General features: G+C 71.2%; 13 protein-coding genes. 1 reads left to right on the plus strand and 12 read right to left on the minus strand.

The window, feature by feature from the left end; genetic code table 11:
* Positions 1–82 precede the first annotated feature (82 nt).
* Positions 83–1,312, plus strand: a complete 1,230-nt coding sequence (locus ACIQE0_RS35700) for a DUF349 domain-containing protein (RefSeq protein WP_366336891.1) — start codon at positions 83–85, stop codon at positions 1,310–1,312.
* 131 nt (positions 1,313–1,443) lie between these two features.
* Here ACIQE0_RS35700 and ACIQE0_RS35705 read toward each other — a convergent pair whose 3' ends face one another.
* The 12 genes from ACIQE0_RS35705 to ACIQE0_RS35760 form a co-directional block, all read right to left on the minus strand.
* Positions 1,444–3,972 carry a bifunctional (p)ppGpp synthetase/guanosine-3',5'-bis(diphosphate) 3'-pyrophosphohydrolase gene (locus ACIQE0_RS35705; protein WP_366336893.1) on the minus strand — a complete coding sequence of 843 codons (2,529 nt, stop codon included), beginning with the start codon at positions 3,970–3,972 and terminating at the stop codon, positions 1,444–1,446.
* Positions 3,973–4,158: 186 nt separating this feature from the next.
* Positions 4,159–4,707: an adenine phosphoribosyltransferase gene (locus ACIQE0_RS35710; protein WP_366336895.1), complete on the minus strand. Its 549-nt coding sequence runs from the start codon at positions 4,705–4,707 to the stop codon at positions 4,159–4,161.
* The gene (secF, locus tag ACIQE0_RS35715; RefSeq protein WP_402339734.1) at positions 4,704–5,819 is read right to left on the minus strand and encodes a protein translocase subunit SecF; all 1,116 of its coding nucleotides are present in this window, start codon (positions 5,817–5,819) and stop codon (positions 4,704–4,706) included. The genes ACIQE0_RS35710 and secF overlap by 4 nt, the downstream gene beginning before the upstream one ends.
* Before the next feature lies 1 nt (position 5,820).
* On the minus strand, positions 5,821–7,548 hold the full coding sequence (gene secD / locus ACIQE0_RS35720) for a protein translocase subunit SecD (RefSeq protein ID WP_402339737.1): 1,728 nt from the start codon (positions 7,546–7,548) through the stop codon (positions 5,821–5,823).
* Between the two features lie 154 nt (positions 7,549–7,702).
* Positions 7,703–8,221 (minus strand): preprotein translocase subunit YajC, encoded by a 519-nt coding sequence (gene yajC, locus ACIQE0_RS35725; protein ID WP_366336901.1) that lies wholly within the window; start codon positions 8,219–8,221, stop codon positions 7,703–7,705.
* A gap of 161 nt (positions 8,222–8,382) precedes the next feature.
* Positions 8,383–9,471: a Holliday junction branch migration DNA helicase RuvB gene (ruvB, locus tag ACIQE0_RS35730; protein WP_366336903.1), complete on the minus strand. Its 1,089-nt coding sequence runs from the start codon at positions 9,469–9,471 to the stop codon at positions 8,383–8,385.
* Between the two features lie 76 nt (positions 9,472–9,547).
* Positions 9,548–10,168, minus strand: a complete 621-nt coding sequence (ruvA, locus tag ACIQE0_RS35735) for a Holliday junction branch migration protein RuvA (RefSeq protein WP_366336905.1) — start codon at positions 10,166–10,168, stop codon at positions 9,548–9,550.
* Positions 10,165–10,716, minus strand: a complete 552-nt coding sequence (gene ruvC, locus ACIQE0_RS35740) for a crossover junction endodeoxyribonuclease RuvC (protein ID WP_402339742.1) — start codon at positions 10,714–10,716, stop codon at positions 10,165–10,167. The genes ruvA and ruvC overlap by 4 nt, the downstream gene beginning before the upstream one ends.
* A 213-nt stretch (positions 10,717–10,929) precedes the next feature.
* Complete coding sequence (locus ACIQE0_RS35745) at positions 10,930–11,679, minus strand: YebC/PmpR family DNA-binding transcriptional regulator (RefSeq protein WP_366336909.1); 750 nt, start codon at positions 11,677–11,679, stop codon at positions 10,930–10,932.
* Positions 11,680–11,777: 98 nt separating this feature from the next.
* A complete protein-coding gene (gene pdxT / locus ACIQE0_RS35750; protein WP_402339745.1) occupies positions 11,778–12,389 on the minus strand; it encodes a pyridoxal 5'-phosphate synthase glutaminase subunit PdxT in 612 nt (203 codons plus the stop codon).
* Between the two features lie 10 nt (positions 12,390–12,399).
* Positions 12,400–13,311 carry a pyridoxal 5'-phosphate synthase lyase subunit PdxS gene (pdxS, locus tag ACIQE0_RS35755; RefSeq protein ID WP_402339748.1) on the minus strand — a complete coding sequence of 304 codons (912 nt, stop codon included), beginning with the start codon at positions 13,309–13,311 and terminating at the stop codon, positions 12,400–12,402.
* A gap of 142 nt (positions 13,312–13,453) precedes the next feature.
* Positions 13,454–13,999 (minus strand): hypothetical protein, encoded by a 546-nt coding sequence (locus ACIQE0_RS35760; protein WP_402339751.1) that lies wholly within the window; start codon positions 13,997–13,999, stop codon positions 13,454–13,456.
* Between the last annotated feature and the right edge of the window lie 219 nt (positions 14,000–14,218).

A 14,218-nucleotide genomic window follows, 5' to 3' on the forward strand; every position in this document is an offset into this window, starting at 1 on the left:
CGGGGCGCTGCCCCACCGGACAGAAACTGTGGACGATGCCGGGGGGCCACAGGCCCGCGCCGGCATCATTGGAGGAGGCGCTGTGAGCAGCGACCCATGGGGCCGCGTCGATGAGACGGGGACCGTGTACGTGCGTACCGCCGACGGCGAGCAGGTCGTCGGATCGTGGCAGGCGGGCACTCCCGAAGAGGCCCTTGCCTACTTCGAGCGCAAGTATGAGGGCCTGGTCGTGGAGATCGACCTCCTGGAACGGCGGGTCAAGACCACCGATCTCTCGGCGAAGGACGCCCAGACCGCCATCGACCACCTGCGCGTGCAGGTCGACGAGCACCACGCGGTGGGCGATCTGGAAACGCTGAAGAAGCGGCTGGACGGACTGGTCAGCACGGTCGAGGCGCGGCGCGAGGAGCGTCGCGCGGTGAAGGCCAAGCAGACCGACGAGGCCCGGCACGCCAAGGAGAAGCTGGTCGTCGAGGCCGAGGAGCTGGCGGCCAGCGAGCAGTGGCGGGCGGCCGGCGAGCGGCTGCGGGCGCTGGTGGACACCTGGAAGGGGCTGCCCCGGCTGGACCGCAAGTCCGACGACGAGCTGTGGCACCGCTTCTCGCACGCCCGCTCGGCGTTCTCCAAGCGCCGCAAGGCGCACTTCGCCTCGCTGGACGCCCAGCGCGAGGAGTCCCGGAAGGCCAAGGAGCGGCTGGTCGCCGAGGCCGAGGCGCTGTCCGGCTCCACGGACTGGGGCGGCACCGCCGCCCGCTACCGCGACCTGATGCAGGAGTGGAAGGCCGCCGGCCGGGCCCAGCGCGAGCACGAGGACGACCTGTGGAACCGCTTCCGCGGCGCCCAGGACGTCTTCTTCCAGGCCCGCGGCGAGGTCTTCGCCGAGCGCGACGCCGAGCAGCGGGAGAACCTGACCCGCAAGGAGGAGCTGGCCGTCGAGGCGGAGAAGCTGCTCCCGGTCACCGACCTGAAGGCGGCCCGGGCCGCGTTCCGGGCGATCAACGAGCGGTGGGAGGCCATCGGCCACGTCCCGCGGGACGCCCGCCCCAAGATCGAGGGCCGGATGCACGCCGTCGAGCGGGCCATCCAGGACGCCGAGGAGACCGAGTGGCGGCGGACCAACCCCGAGGCGCGGGCGCGCGCCGCGGGGCTGACCGGTCAGCTCCAGGACGCCGTCGACAAACTCCAGAAGCAGATCGACGCCGCCACGGCCGCCGGCAACACCGCCAAGGCGGACAAGCTCGGCCGTGAGCTGGCGGGCCGCAAGGCGCTGCTGGACCAGGCGCTCAAGGGCCTGGAGGAGTTCGGGGGTTGATTCTGCGGCTCGACCGCCGCCGCTCTCGCGGCGGTCGAGCGCCGTGGGGGTTCCTCAACGAGTGGCTGAGGTGCCGTACGGAACGGCCCGCCGGGGTTCTCCCGGCGGGCCGTTCCCGTGTGCGCCTGCGCTCAGGGCCGGCGCGCCGAGGTCACCCGGTAGACGTCGTAGACCCCTTCGACGCCCCGGACGGCCTTCAGGACGTGCCCCAGGTGCTTGGGATCGCCCATCTCGAAGGTGAAGCGCGAGGTGGCGACCCGGTCCCGGGAGGTCTGCACGGCCGCGGAGAGGATGTTGACGTGCTGGTCGGACAGGACCCGGGTGACGTCCGACAGCAGCCGGGAGCGGTCCAGCGCCTCCACCTGGATGGCGACGAGGAAGACCGACGACTGGGTCGGCGCCCACTCGACCTCGAGGATCCGCTCGGGCTGCCGGGAGAGCGAGTCCACGTTCACACAGTCCGCGCGGTGCACCGAGACGCCGCTGCCGCGGGTGACGAACCCGATGATGGGGTCGCCCGGCACCGGCGTGCAGCAGCGCGCGAGCTTGACCCACACATCGTCCACGCCCTTGACGACCACACCCGGATCCGCGCTGGTCCTGCGCTTGGAACGGGGCCGGATCGGCGTCGACTCGGCGATGTCCTCGGTGGCCTCGTCCTGCCCGCCGAGCGCCTGGACCAGCTTCTGGACGACACCCTGCGCGGCGACATGGCCCTCGCCGATGGCGGCGTAGAGCGAGGAGATGTCGGGGTAGCGCATCTCGTGCGCGAGGGTGACCAGGGAGTCGCCGGTGAGGATCCGCTGGATCGGCAGGTTCTGCTTGCGCATGGCCCGCGCGATGGCGTCCTTGCCCTGCTCGATCGCCTCGTCGCGGCGCTCCTTGGAGAACCACGCGCGGATCTTGTTGCGGGCGCGCGGGGACTTCACAAAGCTCAGCCAGTCGCGGGACGGGCCCGCGCCGGGCGCCTTGGAGGTGAAGACCTCCACCAAGTCGCCGTTGTCCAGCGTCGATTCGAGCGGGACGAGGCGGCCGTTGACCCGCGCCCCTATCGTGCGGTGGCCGACCTCGGTGTGCACCGCGTAGGCGAAGTCGACCGGGGTGGCGCCGGCCGGCAGCGCTATCACGTCGCCCTTCGGCGTGAAGACGAAGACCTCGTTGCGCGAGAGGTCGAAGCGCAGCGACTCCAGGAACTCGCCCGGGTCCTCGGTCTCCTTCTGCCAGTCCAGCAACTGCCGCAGCCAGGCCATGTCGTTGACGGTGTCCTGGCCGGCGCCCTTGGGCGCGTCGGTGCGCACCTTGGAGGCGCCGGCGACCGCCTCCTGCTTGTACTTCCAGTGCGCGGCGATGCCGTACTCGGCGCGCCGGTGCATGTCGAAGGTGCGGATCTGGAGCTCAACGGGCTTGCCGCTGGGGCCGATCACCGTCGTGTGCAGCGACTGGTACATGTTGAACTTGGGCATCGCGATGTAGTCCTTGAACCGGCCGGGGACCGGATTCCACCGCGCGTGGATGGTGCCCAGGGCCGCATAGCAGTCCCGGACGGTGTCGACGAGGACACGGATGCCCACCAGGTCGTAGATCTCGGCGAAGTCGCGGCCGCGCACGATCATCTTCTGGTAGACGCTGTAGTAGTGCTTCGGCCGGCCGGTGACGGTGGCCTTGATGCGGGCGGCACGGAGGTCGGCCTGGACCTCGTCGGTCACTATCGCCAGATACTCGTCCCGCTTGGGCGCGCGCTCGGCGACCAGCCGGACGATCTCGTCGTACATCTTGGGATAGAGGATCGCGAACGCGAGGTCCTCCAGCTCCCACTTGATGGTGTTCATGCCCAGCCGGTGCGCCAGCGGGGCGTAGATCTCCAGCGTCTCGCGGGCCTTCTTCTCCTGCTTCTCCCGCTTGAGGTAGCGCATGGTGCGCATGTTGTGGAGCCGGTCGGCGAGCTTGATGACCAGGACGCGCGGGTCCTTGGCCATCGCCACGACCATCTTGCGGACCGTCTCGGCCTGCGCGGCCTCGCCGAACTTGACCTTGTCCAGCTTGGTGACGCCGTCGACGAGCAGCGCGACCTGGTCGCCGAAGTCCCGGCGCAGGGTGTCGAGGCCGTATTCGGTGTCCTCGACGGTGTCGTGCAGCAGCCCGGCCATCAGCGTCGCCGGGTCCATGCCCAGCTCCGCGAGGATGGTGGTGACCGCGAGCGGGTGGGTGATGTACGGGTCGCCGCTCTTGCGCTTCTGCCCGCGGTGCCAGCGCTCGGCGACCTGGTAGGCCCGCTCGACCTGGCGCAGCGTGGCGGTCTCGATCTTCGGGTCGTTGCTGCGGACGGCCCGCAGCAGCGGCTCCAGGACCGGGTTGTACGGGCTGGAGCGCTGGACGCCCAGCCGGGCGAGGCGGGCCCGGACGCGGTTGGGCGAGCCGGAACGGCCGGCCGGGGCGGTCGGCAGCGGCTTGGTCGGCGGCTGCGGTGCCGGCGTCGGGCGGGGCCGGCCGGCGGGGGCCTGGGGCGCGGCGGCCGCGGCGGCGCCGTCGGCCGCGCTCTGCCGCTCGGGCTTCTGCGCGTCGGAGGAAACCGCGGGCTGCGGCTTCGGCTCGTCCGGACGCACGGCGGGGGTCCCCGTCGGACGCGGTCCGGGGGAGAGCGGCTGGGCCTCGTCTGGCAAGGGCACTCCTCATGCGGGTACGGACCCCAGGGCCTCGAAGCGGCCGGGGTGCCATGGTATCGAGCCCTTGGCCACGGCTGCCCCGCGGCCGCGGGTCCGTACCTGACACAGCAGCGGGGGCACCCGGAATGTTCCGGATGCCCCCGCTGTCGTCCATACGGGTGCCGGACGGGCGCCGGCGACGGCTCAGACCGTGATCAGGGCCTCCAGCGGAGCGCCCTTCAGGTCCGGCTCCAGCCGCTGCCGCCCGCCGAGGAAGCCGAGCTCCAGCAGCACCGCCACGCCCACCGCCTCGGCGCCGGCCCGGCGGATCAGCTGGAGCGTGGCGTCCGCGGTGCCGCCGGTGGCCAGCACGTCGTCTATCACCAGCACCCGCTCGCCGGGCGCCAGCGCATCGGCGTGCACCTCGATCTCGGCGGTGCCGTACTCCAGCTCGTAGGCCTGGCCCAGCCTCGCGCGCGGCAGCTTGCCGGCCTTGCGGACCGGGACGAAGCCGATCCCGGCGGCCACCGCGACCGGCGCGGCGAGGATGAAGCCGCGAGCCTCCAGGCCCACCACCTTGTCCACCCGGAGGCGGGCGCAGAGGTCGACGAAGGCGCCGGTCAGGGCGCGGAACGCGGTCGGATCGGCGAGCAGCGGGGTGATGTCCTTGAACACCACGCCCGGCTCCGGGTAGTCCGGGACGTCCGCGATCCGGTCGAGGAGCAGCTCACGCAGCTCGGCGGAGGCGCTCATCGGCGCCGCCCCGAGGCACGGCCGCGACCGCGGTTGCGGGTCGCGGACTGGGAGCGGGGACCGACCACCGCGGCACCTTCGTCACCCTCGGCCACCGGCTCGTCCGCGTCGCCCTGCTCCTCGCGGGCCGCCTCCTTGGCGTCGGCCGAGTCGCGCTTGGCGGCGACCCGCTTGGCCAGCGCCTTCATCTGCGGCTCGCGGTTCTTCAGGTCGGCGACCAGCGGCGTCGCGATGAAGATCGACGAGTAGGCGCCGGCGGCCAGACCCACGAACAGCGCGAGCGAGATGTCGTTGAGCATGCCCGCGCCCAGCACGCCACCGCCGACGAACAGCAGACCGGCGACCGGGAGCAGCGCCACGACCGTGGTGTTGATCGACCGCACCAGGGTGCTGTTGATGCTGCGGTTGGCGACCTCGCTGTAGGTGAAGCGGGTCTGCTTGGTGATGTCCTTGGAGGCTTCCTTGAGGCTGTCGAAGACCACGACGGTGTCGTAGAGCGAGTAACCGAGGATCGTCAGCAGACCGATGACCGTGCCCGGGGTGACCTCGAAGCCGACCAGGGCGTAGACGCCGACGGTGATCGTCAGGTCGTGGATCAGGGCGACCAGTGCGGCGACCGCCATTCGCCACTCGAAGGCGACGGCCAGGTAGAGCACCACGAGGACCATGAAGATCCCCAGGCCCAGCCACGCCTTGTTGGCGATCTGCTCGCCCCAACTCGGGCCGACCAGCTGGGTGTTGACGTCCTTGACCGGAACCTTGAGTTCCGTGGCGATCTTCTCCTGGACGGGCAGCGACTGCTTGGTGTCCAGACCGCTGATCTGGATGCGCAGGGCGCCGCCGCCGAGCTGCTGCACCATGGCCTGATGGCCGGGGGCCGCCGCCTCGGCGGTGTGCTGCGCCTCCGTGGTGGAGACCGAGGTCTTCGGGGTGGTGAAGACCGCACCGCCGGAGAACTCGATGCCCATGTTCATGCCCCGCACCGCCAGGCCGACGATGGCCGTGATGGTGATCAGGATCGAGACGCCGTACCAGATCATCCGCTTGCCGATGAAGTCGTAGCCGACCTCACCGCGGTACAGCCGGGCGCCGAGGTTGCCGAGCTTGGACATCTCACGCCTCCTTCGTCAGGGTGGGGGCGGTGCGACGACGGCGCAGTGGCGGCTTGGCGCCCAGGCGCTTGGGGTCGAGGCCGGACCAGGAGTGCCCCGAGGCGAAGAACTTCCGCTGGGCCAGGATCGTCATCAGGGGCTTGGTGAACAGGAAGACCACGACGACGTCGAGCAGAGTGGTCAGACCCAGCGTGAACGCGAAGCCCTGCACCTTGCCGACGGTGACGACGAACAGCACCGCCGCGGCCAGGAACGACACGAAGTCGGAGACCAGGATCGTGCGACGGGCCCGCGGCCAGCCGCGCTCGACGGCCGGGCGCAGCGAACGGCCCTCGCGGATCTCGTCCCGGATCCGCTCGAAGTAGACGATGAACGAGTCGGCGGTGATACCGATGGCGACGATGGCGCCGCAGACCGCCGGGAGGTTCAGCGCGAACCCGATGGCCGGGCCGAGCAGCGTCATGATCGTGTACGTCAGGACCCCTGAGACCGCCAGGCTCGCCAGCGCGACCAGCGCCAGACCGCGGTAGTAGGCGACCAGGTAGACGACGACCAGCGCAAGGCCGATGGCACCGGCGATCAGACCGGCCTGAAGCTGCTCGCCGCCGAGCGCCGCGGTGACCGTGGTCTCGTCGTCGATCTTGAAGGAGAGCGGCAGGGCGCCGTACGACAGCATGTTGCCGAGGTCCTCGGCGGTCTGCTGGGTGAAACCGCCGGAGATGGTGGCGCTGCCGCCGTTGAGCCGCTCGCTGACGCGCGGGTCGGAGACCACCGCGCCGTCCAGCACGATCGCGAACTGGTTCTGCGGCTGCGTCTTGGCGGCGAGCTTGCCGGTGATGTCCGCGAACTTCTTGCCGCCCTCGGAGGTGAAGTCCATCTGGACGATCCAGCCCTGGCCCTGCTGGCTGTCGAAGACCGCCTTGGCGTCCTTGACGTCCGTGCCCTCGACACCGACCGGGCCGAGCACGTACTTCTGCGAACCGTCGTCCTTGCAGGCCACGACCGGGTCGGAGGGCTTGGCGCCGGCGGCGGCCTCACCGGCCTTGGCGCGGCTGGCCTTGGTGGAGCAGTCCAGCGCCGCGAACTGCTTCTGCAGCGCGGCCGGGATGTCCGTGCCACCGGGAACGGGCGGCGTCGGCGGCGTGGCGGGCTTGTCCGAGGCAGACGCCGAGGGCGAGGTGGACGGCTTCTTCAGCGCGTCCGTGACCGCGCGGCCCTGGGTGGTGGCGCTGGCGGTCGGGGTCGGCGAGGAGCCCTTGCCGCCAGTGCCCTGCTTGCCGCCCGCGGAGGGGCTGGGCTTGGGCTCGGGCGTCTTGGTGCCGGCGGTGGTGGTCAGCACCGGCCGGAAACCGAGCTGGGCGGTGGTACCGACCTGCTGGCGGGCCTGCTTCGCGTCCGTCCCCTTGGGGATGTTCACGATGATGTGGCTCTCGCCCTGCGTCTGGACCTCGGCCTCGGACACGCCGAGACCGTTGACCCGCCGCTCCATGATGCCGGCGGCGGTGTTCATGTTGGTCTCGTTGATCGCATTGGGCTTCCCCGGCTGGTTCTGCGCCGCCAGCGTGAAGCTGGTGCCGCCCGCCAGGTCGATGCCCAACCGGGGGGCCTTCGTGCCGGAGTAGAACATCCCTCCGACCAGTGCCGCCATCACGATCACGATCAGGATCAGGGTGCGCCCTGGATGCCCCTGGCTCGCGGGCGCCCTACGGCCCTTTTTCGGTGCTGCCACCTTGTCGATTCTCCCTGTCCAACCCCTCGGCCTGGGATGTCTGCCGAGCGGCCACGAAGTGTTGTGGGGACCTGCCCCCGCCGGAGCCTAGACCGTCCGGGAACCGCGGTGCGCCCGAACAGGGGCGTGCCGCGGTTCCCCACTGCGGAACGGACTACTTCGCGTCGGCGCCGCCGGCCTTCTTGTCGTCCTTGGCGGACTCGGCGTCGGCGGCCTTGTCGCCCTCGGCGTCCTTGTCCTTCTCGGCGGGCTCGTCGACCTTGTCGGCCTCGGCCTTGCCCAGGTCGATCTTCTTGCCGGCCTCGTCACCCTTTTCGGTGGCCTCGTCGGCGTCGGTCAGCGACGAGACGTCGTCCGGCACGACCGGGCGGTCCTCGCCGACGACCGGGTCGGCGCCGTCCAGGATGCGGTTGAACTCCTCGTCCGCGAGCACCGCGCCGATGGCGTTCTTGGCGTAGATGGCGTGCACGCCGGGGGCGACCTCCAGGAGGACGGTGTCCTCGTGGATCTCCTTGACCGTGGCGTACATGCCGCCGATGGTCCGGACGCCGGTGCCGGCTTGCATATCGTCGCGCATCTGCTGGGCCGCCTGCTGCTTCTTCTTGGCGGACCGCGTCATCAGGAACATGGCCCCGATGAGGACGATGAAGGGGAGGAGAGTCACGATACTCACGGGACGGAAATCCTTCGCACGACCGCTGCGCCGCGGTCTCGTATACAGGGGTGGAAATACCGTCCATGCGGACGGCATCGGCGGAGTCTAAGCGAGTCCGCACCACAGGAACAACGCCCAGCATCGCACCGCAGTTCCTGACCGGGCGACTCCCCGCGCCGTCATGCCTCGAACAGGCCGTGCTGTCCGGTTCCGCCCGCTTGCTGCGGCGGAACCAGTCCGAGGTGGGCCCAGGCGGCCGGGGTGGCGATCCGACCGCGCGGCGTACGCGCCAGCAGTCCCTCCCGGACCAGGAACGGCTCGGCGACCTCCTCGACCGTCTCCCGCTCCTCCCCCACCGCGACCGCGAGGGTGGACAGCCCGACCGGGCCGCCGCCGAACAGCTTGAGCAGGGCGGTCAGCACCGCCCGGTCGAGCCGGTCCAGCCCCCGGCTGTCGACCTCGTAGACCCCCAGGGCCTGCGCGGCGACCTCGCGGGTGATCACGCCGTCGGCCTTGACCTGGGCGTAGTCGCGGACCCGGCGCAGCAGCCGGTTGGCGATCCGGGGCGTGCCGCGGGAGCGGCCGGCGATCTCGGCGGCGCCGTCGGGCTCTATGACCACGTCGAGCAGACCGGCGGAGCGGTGGATGACGCGCTGGAGCTCGGCCGGGGCGTAGAACTCCATGTGGCCGGTGAAACCGAACCGGTCGCGCAGCGGCGGCGGCAGCAGCCCGGCCCGGGTGGTGGCCCCGACCAGGGTGAACGGGGGCAGCTCCAGCGGGATGGCGGTGGCGCCCGGGCCCTTGCCGACGATCACGTCGACCCGGAAGTCCTCCATCGCCATGTAGAGCATCTCCTCGGCGGGCCGGGACATCCGGTGGATCTCGTCGAGGAAGAGGACCTCGCCCTCCTGGAGCGAGGAGAGGATCGCCGCCAGATCGCCGGCGTGCTGGATGGCCGGACCGGAGGTGATCCGGATCGGAGCTCCCATCTCGGCCGCGATGATCATGGAGAGGGTGGTCTTGCCGAGGCCCGGCGCACCGGAGAGCAGCACGTGGTCGGCGGTGGCACCGCGGGCGAGGGCCGCCTTCAGCACCAGGTCGAGCTGTTCGCGGACCCGCTCCTGGCCGACGAACTCCTGGAGATCCTTGGGCCGCAGCGCGGCCTCGACGGCGTTCTCCTCGCCGTCGGCGTCGGCTCCCACCAGCCGGTCGGCCGGGCCGCCGGCGGACTCCTCGGCGGTGGACGGTGCGGTGTCGTCCCAGTTCACTGCGGAATGCCTCGCGGGGTCGGGGCGGTCGGGCCGCCTGCGTGGTCGTACGGTCGGGGGCGCCGGGCCGGGAGGGTCATCGGGCGCGGTTGAGGGTCTGCAGCGCCGCCTTGAGCAGCTGCGGCACCTGGGGCGTGCCACCCGCGGCGGCAGCCGCCTCGGCCTGCGGGGCCACCGCGGCGACCGCCTCGTCGGCCTCCTTGGCGGCGTACCCCAGACCGACCAGCGCGGCCTGGAGCTGGTCGCGCCAGCCGGCCGGCGCCGCGGCCCCGGCGACCGGGCGGGCACTGCCGACGGGCGAGCCGAGCCGGTCCTTCAGCTCCAGCAGCAGCTTCTGGGCGCCCTTCTTGCCGATGCCCGGCACGGCCGTCAGCGCCTTCTCGTCCCCGGTGGACACCGCGAGCCGCAGCGCGTCCGGGGAGTGCACCGCGAGCATCGCCTGGGCGAGCCGGGGGCCGACGCCGCTGGCGGTCTGGAGCAGCTCGAAGGTCCCCCGCTCGTCGTCGTCGGCGAAGCCGTAGAGGGTGAGGGAGTCCTCGCGGACGACGAGGGAGGTGGCGAGCTTGGCGGGCTGGCCGATCCGGAGGCCGGAGAGGGTGTTCGGCGTGCACTGGACGGCCATGCCGATCCCGCCGACCTCGACGACGGCGGTGTCCGGTGCGAGGGCCGCGACCGGGCCGGAGACAAAGGCGATCATCGGTTGCCCTTCAACGTGCGTGCGGGAACGGGGGTGCGGCGGGCGGCGGCCTGGGCCTGCTGGAGGCGGTTGACCGCGGGGGCGCGCCAGATGTGGCAGATGGCCAGGGCCAGGGCGTCGGCGGCGTCGGCCGGCTTGGGCGGTGCGGACAGCCGCAGAAGGCGGGTCACCATCGCGCCGACCTGCGCCTTGTCGGCCCGTCCCGAGCCGGTGACCGCGGCCTTGACCTCGCTGGGCGTGTGCAGCGCGACCGGCAGGCCGCGGCGGGCGGCGCACAGCATGGCGACCGCGCTGGCCTGGGCGGTTCCCATGACCGTACGGACGTTGTGCTGGCTGAAGACCCGCTCCACGGCGACGTATTCGGGCCGGTGCGTGTCGAGCCACTCGTCTATGCCGCGCTCGATCATGACCAGGCGCTCCGCGGTGTCCGCGTCCGCCGGGGTGCGCACGACGCCGACACCGACCATGGTCAACGGCCGTCCGGCGACCCCGTCGACCACGCCGACCCCGCACCGCGTCAGCCCCGGGTCCACCCCCAGCACCTTCATCGGGCCCCGCCCCTCGCCGTCGTTCGGTCGTCTGTTCCTTACGTTCCCGCAGATTAGTGGCTGCCACTGACAAGCCGACGGGCCGGCGGGGTGGTGTCCCCGCCGGCCCGTCGTACGACCGGTCAGTGCCGCGACCGTCAGGCGCCGGCCCCGGCCCTGACGTCGTCACCTGCGACCCTCGCCCCGCGGCAGCGGGACGCCGTGGGCGCCAGGTCAGTCGATGGCGGCCATGACGCTGTCCGACACGTCGAAGTTGGCGAAGACGTTCTGCACGTCGTCGCTGTCCTCCAGCGCGTCGATCAGCTTGAAGATCTTGCGCGCGCCCTCTTCCTCCAGCTCGACCTGCATGGTCGGGACGAAGTTGGCCTCGGCCGAGTCGTAGTCGATACCGGCCTCCTGGAGCGCGGTGCGCACCGCGACCAGGTCGGTGGCCTCGCTGAGCACCTCGAAGGACTCACCGAGGTCGTTGACCTCCTCGGCACCGGCGTCCAGGACCGCGCCCAGGACGTCGTCCTCGGACAGCTCGCCCTTGGGGACGATCACCACGCCCTTGCGGTTGAAGAGGTACGACACCGAACCGGGGTCGGCCATCGAACCGCCGTTGCGGGTCATCGCGACGCGGACGTCGGACGCGGCACGGTTGCGGTTGTCGGTGAGGCACTCGATGAGGACCGCGACACCGTTGGGGCCGTAGCCCTCGTACATGATCGTCTCGTAGTCGGCGCCGCCGGCCTCAAGACCGCCGCCGCGCTTGATCGCGGAGTCGATGTTCTTGTTCGGGACCGACTGCTTCTTCGCCTTCTGCACGGCGTCGTACAGCGTCGGGTTGCCTTCCAGGTCGACGCCGCCCATCCGCGCCGCGACCTCGACGTTCTTGATCAGCTTCGCGAAGAGCTTGCCGCGCTTGGCATCGATCACGGCCTTCTTGTGCTTCGTCGTAGCCCATTTAGAGTGGCCGGACATCCGCCTGTCTCCTTCGCGTAACCAATTTCAGAAAACGATCGCCCCAGATCCTACCGGGACGGCCGCCGGTCCCCCGACCTCCGCCCCTCACTGAGCGCTTATGCGCGCTCTCCCTGTGGCGCCGCCGCACGCACCATGTCCACGAAGAGCGCATGGATCCGGTGGTCGCCGGTCAACTCCGGGTGGAACGACGTGGCGAGGACGTTACCCTGCCGCACGGCCACCGTGTGTCCACCGTACGTCGCCAGGACGTCGACCGGGGCACCGATCGACTCGACCCAGGGCGCGCGGATGAAGACGCCCTCCACGGGACCGCCGTCGATCCCCGCGACCTCGACGGCCGCCTCGAAGGACTCGTTCTGCCGCCCGAAGGCGTTGCGGCGCACGATCATGTCGATGCCGCCGAGCGTCTCCTGGTCGTCCCTGGCGTCCAGCAGCTTGTCCGCGACCATGATCATGCCGGCGCAGGTGCCGTAGACCGGCCGGCCCGCCCGGACGAACGCGCGCAGCGGCTCCAGCATGCCGAACGTGACCGCCAGCTTGGACATCGTGGTGGACTCACCGCCCGGGATGACCAGGCCGTCGACCTCGGCGAGCTCCTCGGGACGGCGCACCGGGAGCGTCCGGGCGCCGGCGTCCGCGAGCGCCTTCAGATGCTCGCGGACGTCGCCCTGGAGCGCCAGCACACCGATGGTGGGAGTGGTGCTCATCTCTGCGTCCTTACCAGCCGCGGTTGGCGTAGCGCTCGGCCTCGGGGAGGGTGTCGCAGTTGATGCCGACCATGGCCTCGCCCAGGTTGCGGGAGACGTCCGCGATGACCTTCGGGTCGTCGTAGAAGGTGGTGGCCTTCACGATCGCGGCGGCGCGCTTGGCCGGGTCGCCGGACTTGAAGATGCCGGAGCCGACGAAGACGCCCTCGGCGCCGAGCTGACGCATCAGCGCCGCGTCGGCCGGGGTGGCGACGCCACCGGCGGAGAACAGCACGACGGGCAGCTTGCCCAGCTCGGCGACCTCCTTGACCAGCTCGTACGGCGCGCGCAGCTCCTTGGCGGCGGCGAACAGCTCGTTGTGGTCGCAGCCGCGCAGCTTGGCGATCTCGCTCTTGATCTGGCGCAGGTGACGGACCGCCTCGACGACGTTGCCGGTGCCGGCCTCGCCCTTGGAGCGGATCATGGCCGCGCCCTCGGCGATCCGGCGGAGCGCCTCACCGAGGTTGGTGGCGCCGCAGACGAAGGGGGTGGTGAAGGCCCACTTGTCGGAGTGGTTGACCTCGTCGGCCGGGGTGAGGACCTCGGACTCGTCGATGTAGTCGACGCCGAGCGATTGGAGGACCTGGGCCTCGACGAAGTGACCGATCCGGGACTTGGCCATGACCGGGATGGACACCGCGTCGATGATGCCGTCGATCATGTCGGGGTCGGACATACGGGCCACGCCGCCGTCCTTGCGGATGTCGGCCGGGACCCGCTCCAGGGCCATGACGGCGACCGCACCGGCGTCCTCGGCGATCTTCGCCTCTTCCGGCGTGACGACGTCCATGATCACGCCGCCCTTGAGCTGCTCGGCCATACCGCGCTTGACGCGCGCGGTTCCGGTCTCGGGGTTCTGGGGCGTGGTGGGCGTGCTGGACACGATGACCTCACTCAGTGTGGGTGGTTGTGCTTCGGCACCCACATAACCCTTGGTCAAGGACCCGGGGAAAGAGCCAATTAGAGGCCGGTGGCTTGCGGCGTCTGCCGTCTCACCATCCGGAAGCCCTGCTTCCGGCGGCCGGTCAGACGCCCGCGGAGCGGTCGTCCAGGACACCCGGCGGCTGATCGTCCATCTCGAAGGCCATCGGGAACGGGGCGTGACCGGCCAACCGCAGATACCGGACCAGCCGGTGGCGGCGCACCGCCCGCGCGGCCCGTACGGCGTCGTTGTGGAAGCGGCGCGCCATCGGGACCCGGCGCACCGCCGCGGTCAGCTCCGTCACCGTCCGCTCCCCGCCCGGGGCCTCCCGCACCGCCTCCAGCTGCGCCTCGTCCTCGAAGACGGCACGCAGCGCCTGGCTGAGCTCGCTCTCGGCGACCTCCCGGTGGTCCTCCGACGCCTGCCGGGCCTCGTGCGCGGCCTGGTAGAGCACGATCGAGGCGGCCGGGTCCAGCACCCCCGAGGTCCCGACCTCCTGCGCGACCGACGCCCGCCGCAGCAACTGGGCGTCCAGCGCGGCCCGTGCCGCGTCGATACGCGCGTGCAGTCGGTCCAGCCGCCCGGCCGTCCAGCTCAGGTAGACACCGATGAGGACGATCGCGGCGGCGATCCAGATAAACGTGGTCACACGGGGTCACGTTACCGGGCCGCTGCGCTTGGCTTTGCTTCCCACGTTGTTGGCTCCCCCGCCGCGGGGGTTGCTGTCTTTTGCGCCTGCGGCGCGTTGCTGTTGTCCGCTGCGCGGGGCTGTCGGGTGCGGTGACGGGGCTGCGGGGGTGGGTGTCCGGACTGCTTCGCTTTACGTCCGGACACCCACCCCCCCCGCCCCGCCCCCACCCCTTGTGGG

Origin of the sequence: Streptomyces sp. NPDC093097 (assembly GCF_044754325.1) — a bacterium.
Taxonomy (GTDB): Bacteria; Actinomycetota; Actinomycetes; order Streptomycetales; family Streptomycetaceae; genus Streptomyces.